Raw genomic sequence first — 16,912 nt, forward strand, 5'->3', positions numbered from 1 at the left:
TCCCCGGAAGAATCAATCGATTCTTTCGGGGATTTTTTGATGTCTCATAAAAATAGTCTTTAACCCTTCTTCGGGTCAACCATTGTCAGTTGAATGCGTTCACGCTTCAGGTCAACTGAATCAATCCAGACCTCGACAATATCGCCGATTGCGACCACTGTGTTAGGGTCGCGCACATATTGATGTGCCATCTTGGATAAGTGGACGAGACCATCATGCTTCACACCAATGTCGACAAACGCCCCAAAATCAACAACGTTACGGACGGTACCTTCCAGCTTCATCCCTACTTTCAGGTCAGCCATCGTCAAGACATCCGTGCGCAGAATCGGAGCCGCCATGCTGTCACGCAAATCACGGCCGGGATGTTGCAAGCTAGCTATAATATCTGTGATTGTTTCAGCCCCTACGCCGGAATCTACCAAAGATTTGGTATCGACTTGGCGAATTTTAGCCATCGCGGTGGTATCGCCCAAATCACTTTCTTTCAGGCCAGCCATCTTAAGAATTTTTCTCGCGACGGCATAACTTTCGGGATGAATATCGGTATTATCGAGCGCATGCACACCACCAATAATCCGCAAGAATCCAACAGATTGTTCGAAGGCTTTCGGTCCCAAGCGTGGAACTTTTTTCAATTCCGTTCGACTGTTGTACCGTCCATTCTCATCGCGATAGGTCACGATGTTGGTCGCAATCGTCTTTGAAAGACCGGAAATGCGCGTCAGTAATTGATAACTCGCGGTGTTCAAATTCACGCCGACTTGGTTGACCGCCCGTTCGACCACGGCATCCACCTCATTGGAGAGATCTTTGGCGGGTAGATCGTGTTGGTACTGCCCCACACCGACAGATTCCGGATCGATTTTGACCAACTCAGCCAGTGGATCTTGAAGTCGCCGTGCGATACTGATGGCACTGCGCTGTTCCACCTGCAGGTCCGGAAATTCGTCACGGGCCTCTTGACTCGCGGAATAAACCGATGCGCCCGCTTCGTTCACAATCACATAGAAAATATCACGGTTAATCCGCTTCAATGTGTCGGCCACAAACAATTCGGATTCACGACTCGCTGTCCCGTTCCCGATGCAATCATCGTCACTTGATACTGTTCCAGCAAATCAATGAATTCTTGTGCCGCCGCTTGCCGCTTCTTTTCAGGAGCTGGCTTGTGCGGATAAATCACAGCCTTAGCCAAGAACTTCCCATTCTCATCCACGACAGCTAACTTACAACCCGTTCGATATGCGGGGTCAAAGCCCAGAACCACTTTGCCCTTAATCGGCGCTTGCATCAACAGATTGTAGAGGTTCTGGCCAAAACCTTGATTGATTTGGCTTCAGCATCCGCGGTCAAGCTACTGCGCACTTCACGTTCAATGGCTGGACCCACGAAACGTTTGTAGGCGTCTTGATAGGCAGCAACAATGAATGCCGTGGCTTCAGTATCGGGCCGCTTATCGATCAACCGAAAATGAAAATAGTTCATGATTGCATCGGTATCCACTTTGACCTTGACCGAGAGAATTTTTTCTTTTTCCCCACGATTAATGGCCATCGTCCGCGTTGAGGTCATCTTGCTGACGGCTTCTTCAAAATCGTAATACTGTTGGTAGACGCCTTTTTCGTCGAGGTCCTTACCCTTTGGCTTCACCGTGGCACTGATTTTACCGGTGCGCATGGTGTAACCGCGGACCCAGTTACGGATTGTGGCCACTTCACTGAAGGTTTCCGCTAGAATCTCATGAGCGCCATCGAGGACATCGTCAACAGAAGTGATTTCGTTCTCCGGATTCACATACCGCTGCGCCTCAGCATTCAAAGCACCGCTTGGAAACGACATAATCCATTGCGCAAATGGTTCGAGTCCACGTGACTTGGCCACCATTGCTTTGGTCTGTCGTTTTTGCTTGTATGGCAGATAGATATCTTCCACATCCTGCAGTTTCGCACTGGTTTGAATCTGGTGTTCTAACTCAGGCGTTAATGCGCCCTGCTCGGCAATACTTTTAATCACCGCTGCCTTGCGATCTTGCAATGCTGTGACGCGTTTGAATGCTTCTTCAATGGTTTGAATTTGAACTTCATCCAGGCTACCCGTCATTTCTTTCCGATAACGGGCGATGAATGGCACTGTGTTGCCGTCATTCATCAGATCAAGCACAGTGGTGATTTGGTGTGGATTGATGCCTGTGACCTGTTGTTGTACTAATTTGACTGTTTGATTATCAACCAATTTCTTCTGCCTCATCATTTCTACTAGGTTAGTGTTACTCAGCACTTACCATCTTAGCAACACTGCCATCAACATACAATCAATTGAGAGATGGACTTGATGCCAGTATTTTGAAAAGCGGAACCGACATAGAATGGCCGGTTGCAGCGCGACTCACCTCAATCAGTAACTATACTAACCAAGGAATCGCTGAATCGTGCCCGCATCCCATAGCACGTACAAGCCAATAAGAAGATACAAAATAGAAGTCAACGGCTGTCCATACTGCTCAAGAAACTTGGTCATCCCAGACAATCGACCCAGATTTGATGCCAGCCAGCAAAAAAGCGTCATCATAATGAAAAAAACAATCAGCGTCACAATGATGGCACCTGTCTTCATTGCGGCAAAAACGGTACATAGATTCCGATATTGTCAGCACCACATGTTGCAATCGTAATTAAAGCCACTTCGATAATTATATTAGCTCTTTGACCTACTTGTTCATCTACATCGTCGTCATCTTCTGGATTGATAAAGCCCCAGATACCCAATCCAATAGGAATGAATCCTAAGAAACCGAGCATCCAATTGGCCGGAACAAAGCCCGCTAAAAATGCAAGCAAGAGAGAAACACCAACTAGAACTGAAGTACCAAGAATATCCCCTAAATAAATGGGCCAAAACTTTTTACGTCGGGCAAAGACAACCATCAATATGAGTAAATAATCTAAACTTGTCGAAATATACGCCGTAGCGGCGGAAAAAATCGTTGTTAACATCGAGCTATCCCCTGACCTAACATTTCGTTTTATATGTCATTCTAATCATATGATGATACTATCATATGATAGGCCAGTGTCAATTATTAACGACTTGCCCGGCTGGTCAGCTCAATTTTAATGGGAATAAAAATAGCACCACGACATCTATTCAGAATTGTCGTCATGCTAACATTTCATTTTCGAGTTTCATCTGATGACTTCATTCTTTGCGCAATGCCAGCCACTCGTCACGCAAAACACCATACTTCACTGAGTCATAATAGTGTCCCTGCCAGTAGCGCACCTGACGCACTCGCGCTTCTTCTCGCATCCCGATACGCTGGCTAAGTGCCATCATGCGCTGATTTCCTGACCACGTGGTCAATCCGATGTGGGGCAAAGCAACCACTTCAAACAGGTGATCAATCCACGCTGTTAATGCCTGCTGGCCAATGTGTTGCCCCCAGAGATGATCGCGATAAATGATGATTCCCACATCCAGCCATCGTTGTAGCGCACCGTCTTCGTAATAGGCAGATACCCATGCCCACCATGGTATCATCCGCCGTCACCAGCCACCGAAAAGGTTGATTCACCCACTGGTCGGCGTTCGCCATGAATGCGGCCTGACTAGGTAGTTCATCGTGAAAATACGGGCCGTTCCACTGGCGCCATTCAGCATCTTGTCCGCCAAAGGCGAGTTGCCAGAAATCTGATAAGTCGCTGGTCGTGATTGGTCGAATGTTGATTTGCATTTATCGTCACTCCTTGTCTTAGCGCTATCATATCAAATTTCTAAGCGAGGATGCGGCTAGCAATCACACAATTAAAGATTGACTTTTCTAGAAAATAAATGATAATCTAATACTCGTATTTACTGCGTATAATGGTTCAGCGTAAAGTACACTATAAAGGTGTCTTTGCGCTTTTTTGCGCAAAGACAGAGGAAGAGGTTAGTATTTTGGATTATCACATGAAACTCCCCCGGAACAAAACGGAATTTGCCTTATTTATCGGTATTATTTCCGTGCTCTCTGTCAACATCATTGCGCCCATTATTTCGTGTTTCGAAATGGGTTTTAGCGTTGCAACTTGGCGCCAAGCGCTGGCCGTCATGCCTTTCATATGGCTTGTCGTGGTCGTCATGGTCCTACTGACCAACAGTCCCGCCGCTCTCGTCACGGACAAGCTCATCACTAAAACAGATAGCTTCAATGCCCACATGATTGTGAATTGTCTAGTGAATGTGGTTATGATGTCCCTTGTCCTCACGGTTGTTGGTAGCTGGATTGGCATGAGGACCATCTCATGGGCACCAATTCAACAATTTTTCTACAAATGGCCACGTAATTTTGCCATCTCGTTTTTGTAGAGGCAGTGATTGCCCAACCAATAGCTCGCTTTATTTTAAAACAAAAGCACCTGCGAACTGATCAGGTCCGTCATTAGAAAAAGAGACTGTCTCAAAAACAAATCGTTTTTGGGCAGTCTCTTGATTTTACGGTCAAAATCGATTCAGATGTGATTCTTTAAAGAATTAAACGATCCATTGCTGCACTATTTTAGCATCCATCAGATACTGTGTCACCATCGTTGCCACTTCTTGTTGAATGACCGCTTGTTGCCCAGTCGACTGCGCAAACCCATAACCCACAATCAGCGCATGTTGTGTGGTTTCCGTGATCATTGCTCGCGTTGAATCAGAGGTCGGACTACCAAATGGTCCGACAGAATCAGCAAGCACCATTAAATGATTCAAATCGATAGCCTTCTTACCGATTCCTGGGTACGTTTGATCTGCTTGACCAACCGTTAAACGCAGTGGCGCTGTCACTTTGTCGAGGTCGTAACTGCCAAACGGTAAGTGTGTGAGCAGTGACACCGCATTATTCAGATCAACCAAGGCATTCACCTGATATAACCCCTGCCCTTTGGCGGCACGTCGCCACAAGCTGTCTGAAGAAGGCCGAAAACGCGCTGGGTCTTTGCCTAACGCCTTATAAACCCGCTTAGTTGCTTGAATCGTCGGATTTTCCCGAATTGTTTCGAGTGTATCCTGCTGCTCAATCTGAGCCAGCAATGGATTCAAACACTCCGTCCACAATGCAGGTGCATTGGCCTGGTTTTGAATGTAATCTCGGTACAGATCAGTGACACTTGTGCTGGTATTTCAGTCGTTAATTCAATTTTTATCATTAAAATTTCCTTCCATTACTACTGCCCATGACCGTCAATACTGGTCTCAAAAGCGTGTAAATCAGCGCGTCGGCAAAGGAAGTCATTGTGTTCCTCCGCATCAATTCCAGTAAGCATCTGAAATCATCAACGGGAGTTAGCCGTTGATTAGCGGCTAACTGGAACATCACATTCAAATAACGGTGCTTTTAACATTGATCGACACCTCCATCGATTGAAATACGTATCTATCATCATAATAAATACCACTGTATTTTTCAATGACTCGGCTATTTTTATCGCAATTGTTTACTTGAAGGTTTATTTTATCCCTTCTAATTCGTTCTCAATACGGTGCTGGGGTGATAGAATATAAACATCAAACTCTACTGAAAAATAGGTGATCATCATCATATCAAAAGTAAGACCAACATTTTTTTTCAATTGTTCTTATTATCAGTCTCCTCATCGGCGTTTGGGGCAATCTACAGGGTTATGCGGGATGGCTCACATTTGTCAGCAGTGCGCTTGTTGTGTTCAACAGCGTTTTTCTGGCGCGATCACTCAATCGGATTCCACGCCAACTACTACGCTTTATCTTGATTAGTGGTCTCATCATCATGCTGCTGGGGCAACTCTTTGTGCTCACGAAGATGCCGGTGACGGTTTTCATGATCCCTATCGGGTGCTCGCACAAGCCGATCGCATGGCAGCTGGCAATCATACCTGGAATACCACTTACTTCTGGCGCAACAGTAACAACATCACGATTACCTATTTCATCGCTGTTTGGCTACGTTTGGGCCAATTTTGGCATGAACACCAATATTGCGATTCATCTGTTCAGTTTACTCATGCTCGATAGTTTCATCTTGTTGCTCCTCCATACCGTTTGGCAACTCAGCCACCGTGAAAGTTTATTGCTGGGAGCGCTGAGTTTTGCGGTTCTCACCCCGTTCGCCTATACGTACTATCTGCAGGTCTTTTACTCTGACTTGCCAATCATGCTCGCGTTATTGATCATCATTCGTACAATCATGAACTGGCCCGCCCGCTCCCACCGTCATCACCTCATTGCGGGAAGTGGTTTGCTCGTCACCGTTTTATTGGCCGGATTGATCAAACCCAACCTGATTGTCCTACTACCGGCGCTTGCATTGGTCGTGTTTGTACTTTGGCATCAACACGCTTTGACACAATCGCAACTAGTAGTGCCAATTGTTTTGATTCTATTGGGATTTGGATTAACGGTACCGGCCACGCATGGCATTCAGCGCCTAAGTGATTTTGAACCTAAAGCTGAATATCAATTACCCATCACGCACTGGATGTTGATGGGTCTGAACGCCTCGGAAAAAGGCATGTTCGCCCCGGCAGATGCGAGCAAAGCGGCGTCGCTACCGGACGAAGCCGCTCGTCAGTCCTATAATCTCAAAGAAATCCCCCAAGCGGATTCGACAATTAGGTGTTGGCGGTGTCACCAAATTATGGCTGACAAAACTCGAAATCCTCCTCGATACCCATGACGTGCAAACCTGGTACAATGGCGGGTTTCGCAATGCACCGAGTTGGTATCACAACAACGCGCAGCCCCTGCAACTCCTAACTCGAATCAGTTATACCGCAGCAACGATTGCCTTCTTAGTGGCCGTTATCGGTCGTCTGTTAACTTGGCGACCAGACTATACCGACTCAGTTCAGGTGGGAACGCTGCTAGCTATCATCACAGCATTAGGCTATCTCGCCTTCCACACCTTAGTATGGGAAACAGAACCCCGCTATGGCCAAGTTGTCGTGCCCTTGCTCTGGTTAGTATTGGCGGGCATCCCCGCTCAAAAACGGGTCAGTCAATCGAATTGGGTGTTGCCGAGTGTTAGTCTCGTGCTTTCATTCAGCGTCATCGTTGGCTGGATTGGCATGTTAGCGCAACAACATCCGCAAACCACCGTCATTGCCGCACAGCGAAGTCAGTTATCTGAGCAGTACCAAGCCCGGCCACTAGCCTTACCACCACGCGCAAGTATGAGCCAAGAAGTTGAACTTCGAGGCAATGCGAACTACTTCTCCGTTCAAGTCTATCCACAATCAACAGTGAGTGTTATTTTGGAGAATACTGACACCCAAACACAATATCGTTTCAAATACGCAGGTCCTGTGTACCGACTCAAACAACAGCTGATTCCGGGACACTACCGCATTGTTGTGAGCAATATCACGCGCGAGAGCCAGGTTGTCGATGTTGTTTCAACCTACCATTATTATCTGGCCGATCAACCGCTCATCTTGAATGGTCAAAAGCATGCCACCTACTCATTGATTTACACGGTTATGGAAACACATTAAGCCACGACGGCTAACCATCAACAAAAAAGACTGGCCCAATCCGCAAAGATTGTCGGCCAGTCTTTTTTTGCGGCCTAAAACCGCTTATTTGCATATTTTTGTTTAGTACTATACTATTTACGGAGAACAACTGGGGAGGTTATTAGTTTGGCAACAGCGGATGAATTTGATCAACTCGTAGCAACTTTTTTAAAAATCAACAATGAACTGACACAAATACAAAAAAAGCCTATCGCTATTACTGACACAGTGCGTATTAGCACGAGTGCTTTGCATTTGATTGATACAATCAGCAGATTCCCGGCATCAACAATCACAGACCTTGCGCAAAAGATGGGCGTCACTAAGGGTAATATCTCGCAACAATTGACTAAATTGAAGGCCTTAAATCTCATCTCAATCTCGCAAGCATCTAATAATAAGAAAAATAAACTCATTTCACTCACCGATAGCGGTAAGACTGTCGATCAGGCCCACCAATCCCTGCACACCGCTCTTTATCAGACAATCAAAACGGATTTGACACACTTTTCAGATGACCAAATTCACATCATGCTTGATGTCTTGGAAAAAATCGCTACTAGCATTAACACCTATCAACAGCAACTGAGCAAAGGAGCCCAACAAGATGACTAAAATCGAAATCTTTATCGCAGGTCAGCCCATCTCCCAAAAAGCAATTGATCAGTGGGAGTTCAAACGCTTAAACCACGAATATCAGTTTCTGACCCAACATGGTTTCGTCCTCAATGATCCCACTGAGATGCCCAATATTGATGCCGCGCGCCAGGTAATGGGTCGATTCAAGGCTGGTCAATCCCCCGCTACTTTTAGACAACTTTTCAAAAACCGCTACACCTTCGGTAATCTGGCCTCTAAACTAGCAGCGTATCTCTCATTTGGTCGGCGCAAGTATAGCGTGACCGAATTGGTTGTCTCTGAATCTTCACTGACACCGGATCAGGTCATGGACAAAATTAACGCCATCATGTTGGAAAATACGCCAGAACATTTATACATGAATTTAGCGACTAATCCGGATCATTTTGTGCTCCTCAGTCCGAGTCAAAACGTTCAAGAGGTGTTAGAAATTACTGGTGGTGCACCATTACCGAATCTCTTTTTGCTCATTATGGCGATGAAAGTGGCTTGAAATCAAGATTGAGTGAAGGCTATCACGTACAAGCTGCCGGTACAGCACGATTAGCGGATGGCACAATCATTGGCGGGGTCAGACACCAAATCAAGGACGAGGGGGACGGCTTCCGCTTCAAAGCCCTCGTGGAATTTCCAGCCATCTTACCCAACAGCATTATTCAGAATCACCAGTATCACTTGGCTTGCGAATTTCGTCAGTGGCTCAATGATATTGTGAACTAGGTACCGATAGGACAAGTAAAAGAAAAGTTGCACTAAAACCAACTGATTTTAATGCAACTCCTTTTGTCTACGCTTGTTTGGTGGGATAAATCGTGAACTCATTGACGTTCACTGATTCGGGTTGGTCAATCGCAAAATTGACCACATCGGCAATCGCGGTTGGTGCAATTCCGACTTGTTGATACAGCTCACTCATGCCTGCCGCGGTATCGCTATCCGTGATTGTCTTCAAGAGTTCGGTATTAATCGCCGCTGGATACAGGCTGACCGTACGAATATTGGTCCCTTCTTGTGCACTTTCCATGCGAATCACTTCCATTAGATTCCGCACGGCAAACTTGGTGGCGCCATACACACCAGCACCAGGAAAGCTTTTGATGCCCGCAACTGATGATGTTGTGATAATTTGCCCCGACTTCTGAGCGGTGAAGATTGGCATCACAGCTGCCACGCCGTTGAGAACACCTTTCAGGTTGATATCGACCATATCGTTCCACTCGTCCGTCTTCAATGCACTGATTGGTGAACTCGGCATAATCCCGGCGTTGTTAAATATCACGTCAAGTTGCCCATAGGTCGAAATTGCCAAGTCAACTAACGCTTGAACTTCTGCCGCATCACGCACATCCGTTTGTGCAAATACCGCTTCACCGCCAGCGCTCACAATATCATCAACGATTTGTTGCAGTCGTTCACGTCTGCGCGCTGCTAACACGACCTTAGCGCCGTTTTGAGCGAGCAACTTTGCCGTCGCTTCTCCGATACCAGAAGAAGCGCCGGTAATCACAACCACCTTATTTTTAACTGTCATTTATTTGTCTCCTTCTTCTGTATAAATTGCCTTAACTAAATCAAATGCAGACCAAGCCTTGGGCCAACCGGCATAAAAGGCCAAATGTGTGACGAGCGCCACCATTTCTTGCTTGGTCACCCCGTTTGTCTTTGCCAGCTTCATGTGCGCTTCAAGTTGTGGGAATAAGCCTTGACTCATCAAACTCGCACAGGTAATCAGACTGCGATCGCGAGCTGAAAGTTCGGACTCCTTGGCCCAGACCTCACCGAAAAGCACATCATCATTTAGGGCTGCGAATTGTGGCGCTAAGTCGCCAAGTTGATCGCGACCGGCCGTTTGTTTTTGAACCATTAGGCTTCCTCCTTTAAGGCATTGTAGTCGGCATCACTGACGGGTTCTAACCATTCTGGTGTGCCGGCAGTAATCGCAATATGCGCAAACCAGCTATCCTTGGTTGCCCCGTGCCAATGCTTCACCCCATCGTGCGTGACCACGACATCACCGGCCTTTAGCAGTTGTGCCGCTTGACCTTCTTCTTGATACCAGCCCTTGCCAGCCGTGACCAGCAAAATTTGATAGCCGTCGTGATGAATATGCCAATTGTTGCGTGTTCCTGGTTCGAAAGTAACGACCCCCACACCAACATTCACTTCAGGATCTGAGACCAAGTTTTGCAAATAGCTCGTTCCAGTAAAAAATTTTGCAAAGTTCACATTCTCTGGACCGCGTGGAAAAATCACACCTTGTTGAATCATTTCATCTTCTGTCATCATTTTTCTCCTTTGTTTTAATCTCGAGTGCTAGTAACCAGTGCTGCAATGCCAATTGTGCCTGGTTGGCTCGGCCACCACGAATGGCAAGCCCGGGCTCGATGATGGCTTGAGGTGCTAAGGCCTGAATACTCGTCAAAGCATGGCCCAAGCCACTTCCTTCGTGCGTGACAAAGACGCGTAGTTTGGTTGGTCTCACATCGTTTTGCTGCAACCAGCTTTTTACTGACGGTGGCACGTCACCAAACCAGTTGGGAAAGCCGAGATAAATCAGCTCACTGTGAACGGTGGGTCCCGGTTGCAATTTCGGCCATTTGGACTGCTCCGCTGTCGCTCGCTGGGTGATGCCGGCGTAATCTTTGGGGTAAGCTACTTTCGGTTGAATCGGTTCTGGCGCAATATTTAATAGTTGCCCGAGCTGCTCCGCCACCATTTGCGTGTTGCCCGCAATCTGAACGATTATTTCACCGGAATGCCAAGTCTCACCTGGTATGGAAAAATAAATAATCTGAACCATCACTCACCTCCGCTCACAAAAAACTGCATCACGTTTCTCTTTACGAGAATCATGATACAGTCGCATCAACTATACGTCTAATACTTATAAAATTAGTTAATATGCCTTTTAAGCATTGATTAGTGACCAAAGGCTTGCTCAAATCGCGTAATCAATTCCTGAACAACCGGTGTGATAACCCGCCCTTGTCGCCAAACCAAGACACAATTGGTCTCGATCCGTGGTTCCGTGGGAATGAAAACCAAATCATCGCTCATCCGGTTTTTCACCGCACCTTCAACCGCCAACGCTGCCGCCGTTTGATTTGCGACGATGGGTAAGACATTAAAAATTAAGTTGAAGGTTCCGATCACATTGAGACTGGTGTAATCGACATTCGCCCAACTGGCAATGAGCTGCTGAACTTCTGGCCGCGGCGATAATACCAGCGGAATGCCCTGAATATCAATTGGGTTGATGACTGATTTGGTCGCCAAAAGCTACCTTTAGACGTCAATAATCCCCACCGTTCTCGCCGCGGTAACACCAGCGTGTTGTACTTCTTTTTTGAGACAGGCTCAAGCAAGATGGCCAGATCGAGCAATCCCTTATCCAGTTGATCTTGAATAATGTCACTTGTGCCAGTAAAGATATTGAAGGTCACTTCTGGATAATCACCAACCAGCTCTTCAAGCATCAGTGCCATGGTATCTGAGTTATCGGCTTCCACACACCCAATCGAGACGTGACCACTGAATAAGGCCGATTTGCGCTTGGCAAATTCATTCACTGTCGCATCTGATAACGCCAAATTTCTTCAGCGCGGCTCTTTAACAACAAGCCTGCTTCAGTGAGTTGCATTTGCCGGCCGTCACGAACAAATAATGCCGTATCGAGTTCGGTTTCAAGCGCCTGCAATTGCCGACTCAGCGTTGGTTGTGTGAGATGCAAGACAGTGGCCGCTTGCGAAATGGTGCCCTCTTCCGCGATGGTCCAAAAATATCGTAATGTGTGTAGTTCCATTAACGCGCCTCCTCGTTTTTGACGTCGGCACCTGTTTGTAAGTGATCTAAGAAGGCTAATTTTTCAGTTAATTGGCGATCAATTCGCTGTAACTGTTCGATTTGACGCCGCACTTGTTGTTGATACTGCGCCGTAAACACGCGTCTTTCTGCCAATGTGCTACCCTGCTGCCCGATGAAAGATTCCGCTTTGACACCCATCGAGCGCATCAATTTCACCATTTGAAGCCAGGTGACATCATCTTCTGAGTACATCCGGTATCGATTCTTATCACGAGCCACGGGATTTAAAATGCCGATTTGTTCATAATAGCGGAGCGCATCCTTACTGAGATCTGTCATTGCCATAACCTGTTTTGTTGAATAAGTCATTATTTTCTCCTTGCTATGGGGTCCACCCCATAGTTTACACTGAATGCCAGTAAAGACAAAGGAGCATCTGATATGACTAATACAAAAATTGCCATTGTGGCTGGCGGAACATCCGGTGTTGGCAAACGGACCGCGATTGACCTTGCCAAGAAACAGGTTCATGTCATCATTATTGGTAGTAATTCACAAAAAGGTGAAACCGCACTTCAAGAAATTAAGGCCGAGGCACCCACTGCTGAAGTTGAATTCATCCAAGCTGATTTGAGCCGCCGACAAAATATTAATCAGCTCGCAACCCAATTAAGCCAACGAATCGATCATATCGATATCCTCGTCACGACAATGGGCGGTCTGTTTAACCATTACCAAGAAACTGCTGATCAGCTCGACTTAAATATTGTCATCAACTATTGGGCCCATTATTGGCTCATTACCGCCCTCGAGCCTCTGTTAACTGCTGCACCACAAAGCCGGGTGCTCGTCGTAGGTGCTTTGCCGACCATCGTTAACCATATCACACCCCATCTGCCTGAACTGCATCCCAAAGTCCAAGACTACAATAGCAACCGGGTTTCCACAGATACACTGTTAGCCCGCGTGTTGATGGTGCGCGGGCTGGCAGATCACTGGCAAAATTCAACCATTACCGTTAACCTCTTTCACCCAGGCAACGTGCCAGACTCAAGCTATGGCGCTGAAAGCAATTTGTGGTTCAAGGCGCTGGGTCAAATTCTCGCCCGCTTCTCCACCAAGAATTCAAATGTCGGCAGCCGACTCGCACTCGAGCCCGCTTTCGCAAAACAATCGGGATCTTTCTACGATGATAAAGCGCGATTGGTACCTTGGAACAAAAATACACCTTGGCACTTGCACAGCAATTGCTTGCTGCTTCAGCATAAAAAGGAGTTGCGCCACCCGTTTTTGGGGTGGCACAAACTCCTTTTTAAATTTCCGAACAAAATAGATTAATAAACAGGACGATTTTCACCTTGAGTTGCAGGATCGGCAATGCCTAAGCTATCCTTTGAAGCAAATGCTGGGTCGGCAACAATGCGCAGCACAACATCGGCAATACTTTGCCGAGAACCAGAAACACCCACGTATGTGTCATTGCGATGAGTCAATTCATACTTCACCTCATCACGATCATTTAGCCATGGCAAGCGCAGTGTGGTGTAATCAAGTCCAGAAGCTGCCAACAAGCGATCAGATTCACGCGCAGCATCTAACCCGGAAGCCACTTGTTCATGATTCCAGCGACCGAATTCACCGGGAACTTCATCATAAATACCAAGAATATTGGTCGAAATCACACGATTAACATGTTCAGCCTTCATTGCATCAATCACATTTTTGGTCATCGTATTGTCGGCCGTGTGATCAACGACGGCGACAAATACCATGTCTTGGCCCTTAATGGCTGCATCAACATCGGCTGCCTTGGTCAGGTCTGTTTCGAGAATGCGGACACGTGGCTGGCCAGAAAGGTCTGACAAACGTTGGCTGTTGCGCAGTGCCAAGGTCAAGTCAACATCAGCAAATGCCTTTTCATTTAAAATTCGGTCCGTCACAATGCGGGCAATCTGCCCATTAGCAGCAAAAATAACAAGTTTTGTCATCGATAAACTCTCCTCTATTGAATAAATTCGCGGATGGCCGCTGTCGAATTAGCGGTCAATCCTGGTTGCAGTGAAGCTTGCGCAGTCGTTGCGAGTTGTTGCAACGTTGCCCAACTATCATTAATCGTGCTAGTCATACTGGTTGTGAATGGCACAATCAACTTATCCGCCAGATGAACCGTTTCAAAAACGTATCAATTACTTGCGGCGGCTGTGACCACCATGTTGGAAATCCCACATAGATGGTGCGGTATTGCTTGAGATTGACACTGAGTGGTTCGAGGGCAGGTCGACTATCTTGATCTTTTTCCTGTTCACCACGGGCCACAATCTGGTCGTATTGTTGACTGTACGCCTCCACCGGCTGTAAGGGCGCAATGTCGGCGCCTAATAATTTGGCCAGCGTTTCGGCAGCACGTTTAGTCGTCCCAGACGCGCTAAAATACACAACAAGCGTATCTTGCATCGTTATCCCACCTTTCTGATCAACAAAACCAGTGTAAACCTTGAAGTCGACTTCAACGCAAGTTCTCACGTTAAAAACTTTTATTTGCCTTGAAGTGCGCTTCAAGGTTTATAGTAAGGTCATTAAATGAGTTCTGCTTGAAAGGAAGTTTTTATGAACATTAAACAAGCGGCTGAAATGTTTGATTTGACCACTGATACGCTTCGCTACTATGAACGAGTCGGTGTGATTCCGCCGGTAACGCGAAACGAAAGTGGCTATCGCGACTTCACCACACGTGATTTGAACTGGATCTATTTGGTCAAAAACTTACGCGCGGCGGGTCTCTCCGTTGAATCCTTGATTGATTTTTCTCATCTCGCTCAGGGCGAACGCACACCCGCAGATCAAAGCGCCCAAAAAGATATTCTGAACGAACAATTGGAAGAACTGGATCAGAAATTGGCAGAAATGCAGAAAGTGCGCAATCTATTAGTCTATAAAATTGATTCCTATGATTCGCATATTGCTAAGTTCCTCGATCCCGACGATTCTGACGACGTCGAACCACTGTGGAAGAAAGATTTTTCAAATTAATGCTTGCCTTGAAGTTGACTTCAAGGTTTAAAGTCAGTGATGTTGAATTGAGTCAGACAATTAATGGAGGTTATATCTATGCAAACTGTTAAATTAAATAATGGCGTCGAAGTGCCTATCTTAGGCTTTGGTACCTATCAAATTCCTGATGCAGATACCGAAGCTGCCGTGCGGGATGCGATTGCGGCTGGTTATCGCCACATCGATACCGCTCAGAGTTATCTGAACGAAGAATCTGTTGGTCGCGGGATTAAGGCTTCTGGTATCGATCGCAAAGAATTATTTGTCACCACCAAAATTTGGGTTGAAAACACAAGCTACGACGGTGTCATGAACTCCTTTGAACGCTCCTTGAAGCGACTCGCCCTCGATTATGTGGACTTGCTCTTGTTACACCAACCTTATAACGATGTTTACGGTGCTTGGCACGCCATGGAAGAGTTACAAAAAGCTGGCAAGGTCCGCGCCATCGGGATTTCTAACTTTGGTGTCGATCGTGCCGTCGATCTGGCTGAATTTAACCAAGTCACGCCACAAATCAACCAGATTGAAATCAACCCCTTCCAACAACAAGCAACTAACATTGCTGCCCTTCGCGAAGAAGGTATTGGGATTGAAGCATGGGCACCATTTGCTGAAGGTAAAAATGATATTTTCAGCAATCCAATCCTCACAGCGATTGGCGCAAAATACAACAAGTCCGTGGCGCAAGTCATTCTGCGCTGGTTAGTTGAACAAGGCATCATCGTATTGGCCAAGTCCACCAAGCCAGAACGGATGAAGCAAAATTTGGATGTGTTTGATTTCACCCTCACCGATGATGACAAGGCACAGATTGCGACACTCAATGAAGGCGAGAGCCAGTTCTTCTCTCACAGTGATCCAAAGATGATCAAGTGGATGGCTAGTCGGCATTTAGGTGTCTAACACAGTCTGATTTTTAGCTGACTACGATGATTAACAAAGGAGTAATGTAAAATGACAATTCCAACTTTCAAATTGAGCGGCGATGTTGAGATGCCCGCTGTTGGCTTCGGTGTCTTTCAAATTGAAAACGGCGAGACCAAGCAAGCTGTCCTCGATGCCATCGATGCTGGTTACCGATTAATTGACACTGCCCAAGCATACGGAAATGAAGCTGAAGTTGGTGAAGCGATTCAAGAAAGCCCTGTCGATCGTAAAGATTTGTTCATCACGACCAAAGTTTGGATTAGCGCCGCAGGTTATGATGCAACCAAAAAAGCCTTCCAGGAATCACTGGATAAGCTTCACCTGGACTATTTAGACCTCTATCTGATCCACCAGCCTTATGGTGATGTTTATGCCTCATGGCGGGCAATGGAAGAACTCAAGGCTGCTGGTAAGGTGCGTGCCATCGGGATCTCAAATTTCAATGCGGACCGATTTGTCGATTTGGCGCAACATAATGACACCATTCCTGAATTGAATCAGATTGAGGTCAATCCATGGAATCAACAAGATGATGAAATTGAATGGATGCACAAATTGAATATTCAGCCTGAAGCTTGGGCACCCTTTGCAGAAGGCCGCCACGATCTCTTTACTAACCCTGTCTTGAGCCAAATTGCCGAGAAGCACAATAAGAGCGTCGGCCAAGTCGTTCTTCGCTGGCTCTATCAACGTGGCATCGTCAGTTTAGCGAAATCTGTGCATAAAAATCGGATGGTTGAAAATATTGCCATTTTTGATTTCGAACTCACTTCCGAGGAAATGGTTGCCATTGCGGCACTCGATATGAAGCAGTCCGCCTTCTCTGATCACCGTGATCCTGATTATGTTGTTCGCTTAGGTGGCTCATGGAAAAAGTAATGGTGTTCAAAACCCACCATTAATCAGTTTGGTCGCAAAAAGAATGCGATGACACGTCAAATATGTCGTCATCGCATTCTTTTTTATGCGTC

Annotated in this window: 21 protein-coding genes and 4 pseudogenes; 10 read left to right on the forward strand and 15 right to left on the reverse strand. The window is 46.4% G+C overall.

Annotated elements, in window-relative coordinates; translation table 11 throughout:
- Positions 1–59 precede the first annotated feature (59 nt).
- The 5 genes and pseudogenes from JCM17471_RS16325 to JCM17471_RS01345 all read right to left on the reverse strand — a co-directional run bounded on the left by JCM17471_RS16325 (position 60) and on the right by JCM17471_RS01345 (position 3,733).
- On the reverse strand, positions 60–500 hold the full coding sequence (locus JCM17471_RS16325; RefSeq protein ID WP_369395765.1) for a S1 RNA-binding domain-containing protein: 441 nt from the start codon (positions 498–500) through the stop codon (positions 60–62).
- 138 nt (positions 501–638) lie between these two features.
- Positions 639–1,294: pseudogene (locus tag JCM17471_RS16330) on the reverse strand (helix-hairpin-helix domain-containing protein); the annotation flags it as partial.
- A complete protein-coding gene (locus tag JCM17471_RS16335; RefSeq protein WP_369395762.1) occupies positions 1,294–2,235 on the reverse strand; it encodes a Tex-like N-terminal domain-containing protein in 942 nt (313 codons plus the stop codon). The pseudogene JCM17471_RS16330 and the gene JCM17471_RS16335, both read right to left, overlap by 1 nt.
- Before the next feature lie 174 nt (positions 2,236–2,409).
- A pseudogene (locus tag JCM17471_RS01340) lies at positions 2,410–2,996 on the reverse strand (cadmium resistance transporter).
- A 202-nt stretch (positions 2,997–3,198) separates the two neighbouring features.
- Positions 3,199–3,733, reverse strand: a pseudogene (locus JCM17471_RS01345) (GNAT family N-acetyltransferase).
- 206 nt (positions 3,734–3,939) lie between these two features.
- On the opposite strand from JCM17471_RS01345, the gene JCM17471_RS01350 reads away from it, so the two are divergent.
- Positions 3,940–4,350, forward strand: a complete 411-nt coding sequence (locus JCM17471_RS01350) for a hypothetical protein (RefSeq protein ID WP_225354062.1) — start codon at positions 3,940–3,942, stop codon at positions 4,348–4,350.
- Positions 4,351–4,515: 165 nt separating this feature from the next.
- On the opposite strand, the gene JCM17471_RS01355 is transcribed toward JCM17471_RS01350, so the two are convergent.
- On the reverse strand, positions 4,516–5,067 hold the full coding sequence (locus JCM17471_RS01355) for a B3/B4 domain-containing protein (protein ID WP_225354063.1): 552 nt from the start codon (positions 5,065–5,067) through the stop codon (positions 4,516–4,518).
- A gap of 619 nt (positions 5,068–5,686) precedes the next feature.
- Between JCM17471_RS01355 and JCM17471_RS14790 the strand changes: the two genes are divergently transcribed.
- The 5 genes from JCM17471_RS14790 (at position 5,687) to JCM17471_RS01375 (ending at position 8,876) form a co-directional block, all read left to right on the forward strand.
- Entirely contained in the window at positions 5,687–6,679 is a 993-nt protein-coding gene (locus JCM17471_RS14790; RefSeq protein ID WP_225354064.1) for a glycosyltransferase-like membrane protein, read from the forward strand.
- Position 6,680: 1 nt separating this feature from the next.
- On the forward strand, positions 6,681–7,496 hold the full coding sequence (locus JCM17471_RS14795; protein ID WP_225354065.1) for a hypothetical protein: 816 nt from the start codon (positions 6,681–6,683) through the stop codon (positions 7,494–7,496).
- A gap of 147 nt (positions 7,497–7,643) precedes the next feature.
- On the forward strand, positions 7,644–8,132 hold the full coding sequence (locus JCM17471_RS01365; protein ID WP_054776530.1) for a MarR family winged helix-turn-helix transcriptional regulator: 489 nt from the start codon (positions 7,644–7,646) through the stop codon (positions 8,130–8,132).
- The gene (locus JCM17471_RS01370; RefSeq protein ID WP_054776531.1) at positions 8,125–8,649 is read left to right on the forward strand and encodes a hypothetical protein; all 525 of its coding nucleotides are present in this window, start codon (positions 8,125–8,127) and stop codon (positions 8,647–8,649) included. The genes JCM17471_RS01365 and JCM17471_RS01370 overlap by 8 nt, the downstream gene beginning before the upstream one ends.
- Positions 8,646–8,876 (forward strand): hypothetical protein, encoded by a 231-nt coding sequence (locus tag JCM17471_RS01375; RefSeq protein ID WP_162208328.1) that lies wholly within the window; start codon positions 8,646–8,648, stop codon positions 8,874–8,876. Before JCM17471_RS01370 ends, JCM17471_RS01375 begins: the two co-directional genes overlap by 4 nt.
- 67 nt (positions 8,877–8,943) lie before the next feature.
- Here JCM17471_RS01375 and JCM17471_RS01380 read toward each other — a convergent pair whose 3' ends face one another.
- The 6 genes and pseudogenes from JCM17471_RS01380 to JCM17471_RS01410 form a co-directional block, all read right to left on the reverse strand.
- Positions 8,944–9,687 carry an SDR family oxidoreductase gene (locus tag JCM17471_RS01380; protein WP_054776533.1) on the reverse strand — a complete coding sequence of 248 codons (744 nt, stop codon included), beginning with the start codon at positions 9,685–9,687 and terminating at the stop codon, positions 8,944–8,946.
- A complete protein-coding gene (locus tag JCM17471_RS01385; protein WP_054776534.1) occupies positions 9,688–10,020 on the reverse strand; it encodes a carboxymuconolactone decarboxylase family protein in 333 nt (110 codons plus the stop codon).
- Complete coding sequence (locus JCM17471_RS01390; protein ID WP_173578925.1) at positions 10,020–10,439, reverse strand: cupin domain-containing protein; 420 nt, start codon at positions 10,437–10,439, stop codon at positions 10,020–10,022. Before JCM17471_RS01390 ends, JCM17471_RS01385 begins: the two co-directional genes overlap by 1 nt.
- Positions 10,426–10,956, reverse strand: coding sequence for a flavodoxin family protein (locus JCM17471_RS01395; RefSeq protein ID WP_054776536.1), 531 nt, complete (start codon positions 10,954–10,956; stop codon positions 10,426–10,428). Before JCM17471_RS01395 ends, JCM17471_RS01390 begins: the two co-directional genes overlap by 14 nt.
- A gap of 119 nt (positions 10,957–11,075) precedes the next feature.
- Positions 11,076–11,958 (reverse strand): annotated as a pseudogene (locus JCM17471_RS14800) (LysR family transcriptional regulator).
- Positions 11,958–12,329 carry a MerR family transcriptional regulator gene (locus JCM17471_RS01410; RefSeq protein ID WP_054776537.1) on the reverse strand — a complete coding sequence of 124 codons (372 nt, stop codon included), beginning with the start codon at positions 12,327–12,329 and terminating at the stop codon, positions 11,958–11,960. Before JCM17471_RS01410 ends, JCM17471_RS14800 begins: the two are co-directional and overlap by 1 nt.
- 72 nt (positions 12,330–12,401) lie before the next feature.
- Here JCM17471_RS01410 and JCM17471_RS01415 point away from each other — a divergent pair, with 72 nt between their 5' ends.
- Entirely contained in the window at positions 12,402–13,298 is an 897-nt protein-coding gene (locus JCM17471_RS01415; protein WP_054776538.1) for an SDR family NAD(P)-dependent oxidoreductase, read from the forward strand.
- Here JCM17471_RS01415 and JCM17471_RS01420 read toward each other — a convergent pair.
- The 3 genes from JCM17471_RS01420 to JCM17471_RS01425 are packed head-to-tail and all read right to left on the reverse strand — an operon-like array spanning position 13,295 to position 14,414.
- Positions 13,295–13,948, reverse strand: a complete 654-nt coding sequence (locus JCM17471_RS01420) for an NAD(P)H-binding protein (protein ID WP_054776539.1) — start codon at positions 13,946–13,948, stop codon at positions 13,295–13,297. The genes JCM17471_RS01415 and JCM17471_RS01420 overlap by 4 nt on opposite strands.
- Positions 13,949–13,962: 14 nt before the next feature.
- A complete protein-coding gene (locus tag JCM17471_RS13805) occupies positions 13,963–14,109 on the reverse strand; it encodes a hypothetical protein (protein WP_156321546.1) in 147 nt (48 codons plus the stop codon).
- Positions 14,106–14,414 (reverse strand): flavodoxin, encoded by a 309-nt coding sequence (locus tag JCM17471_RS01425; RefSeq protein ID WP_054776540.1) that lies wholly within the window; start codon positions 14,412–14,414, stop codon positions 14,106–14,108. The genes JCM17471_RS13805 and JCM17471_RS01425 overlap by 4 nt, the downstream gene beginning before the upstream one ends.
- Before the next feature lie 153 nt (positions 14,415–14,567).
- Here JCM17471_RS01425 and JCM17471_RS01430 point away from each other — a divergent pair, with 153 nt between their 5' ends.
- The 3 genes from JCM17471_RS01430 to JCM17471_RS01440 all read left to right on the forward strand — a co-directional run bounded on the left by JCM17471_RS01430 (position 14,568) and on the right by JCM17471_RS01440 (position 16,820).
- A complete protein-coding gene (locus JCM17471_RS01430) occupies positions 14,568–14,990 on the forward strand; it encodes a MerR family transcriptional regulator (RefSeq protein WP_054776541.1) in 423 nt (140 codons plus the stop codon).
- A 78-nt stretch (positions 14,991–15,068) separates the two neighbouring features.
- On the forward strand, positions 15,069–15,917 hold the full coding sequence (locus JCM17471_RS01435) for an aldo/keto reductase (RefSeq protein ID WP_054776542.1): 849 nt from the start codon (positions 15,069–15,071) through the stop codon (positions 15,915–15,917).
- A 51-nt stretch (positions 15,918–15,968) separates the two neighbouring features.
- Positions 15,969–16,820, forward strand: coding sequence for an aldo/keto reductase (locus tag JCM17471_RS01440; protein ID WP_147660972.1), 852 nt, complete (start codon positions 15,969–15,971; stop codon positions 16,818–16,820).
- The last annotated feature ends 92 nt before the right edge of the window (positions 16,821–16,912 follow it).

The organism is Lacticaseibacillus saniviri JCM 17471 = DSM 24301 (genome assembly GCF_001311785.1).
GTDB lineage: Bacteria > Bacillota > Bacilli > Lactobacillales > Lactobacillaceae > Lacticaseibacillus > Lacticaseibacillus saniviri.

Bases quoted from the DNA above. Each gene is read 5' to 3' on its own strand.
- JCM17471_RS16325 (WP_369395765.1), bottom strand. From the start codon at position 500: ATGGCTGGCCTGAAAGAAAGTGATTTGGGCGATACCACCGCGATGGCT.
- JCM17471_RS01370 (WP_054776531.1), top strand. From the start codon at position 8,125: ATGACTAAAATCGAAATCTTTATCGCAGGTCAGCCCATCTCCCAAAAA.
- JCM17471_RS01380 (WP_054776533.1), bottom strand. From the start codon at position 9,687: ATGACAGTTAAAAATAAGGTGGTTGTGATTACCGGCGCTTCTTCTGGT.
- JCM17471_RS01385 (WP_054776534.1), bottom strand. From the start codon at position 10,020: ATGGTTCAAAAACAAACGGCCGGTCGCGATCAACTTGGCGACTTAGCG.
- JCM17471_RS01390 (WP_173578925.1), bottom strand. From the start codon at position 10,439: ATGACAGAAGATGAAATGATTCAACAAGGTGTGATTTTTCCACGCGGT.
- JCM17471_RS01395 (WP_054776536.1), bottom strand. From the start codon at position 10,956: ATGGTTCAGATTATTTATTTTTCCATACCAGGTGAGACTTGGCATTCC.
- JCM17471_RS01410 (WP_054776537.1), bottom strand. From the start codon at position 12,329: ATGACTTATTCAACAAAACAGGTTATGGCAATGACAGATCTCAGTAAG.
- JCM17471_RS01415 (WP_054776538.1), top strand. From the start codon at position 12,402: ATGACTAATACAAAAATTGCCATTGTGGCTGGCGGAACATCCGGTGTT.
- JCM17471_RS01420 (WP_054776539.1), bottom strand. From the start codon at position 13,948: ATGACAAAACTTGTTATTTTTGCTGCTAATGGGCAGATTGCCCGCATT.
- JCM17471_RS01425 (WP_054776540.1), bottom strand. From the start codon at position 14,414: ATGCAAGATACGCTTGTTGTGTATTTTAGCGCGTCTGGGACGACTAAA.
- JCM17471_RS01430 (WP_054776541.1), top strand. From the start codon at position 14,568: ATGAACATTAAACAAGCGGCTGAAATGTTTGATTTGACCACTGATACG.
- JCM17471_RS01435 (WP_054776542.1), top strand. From the start codon at position 15,069: ATGCAAACTGTTAAATTAAATAATGGCGTCGAAGTGCCTATCTTAGGC.
- JCM17471_RS01440 (WP_147660972.1), top strand. From the start codon at position 15,969: ATGACAATTCCAACTTTCAAATTGAGCGGCGATGTTGAGATGCCCGCT.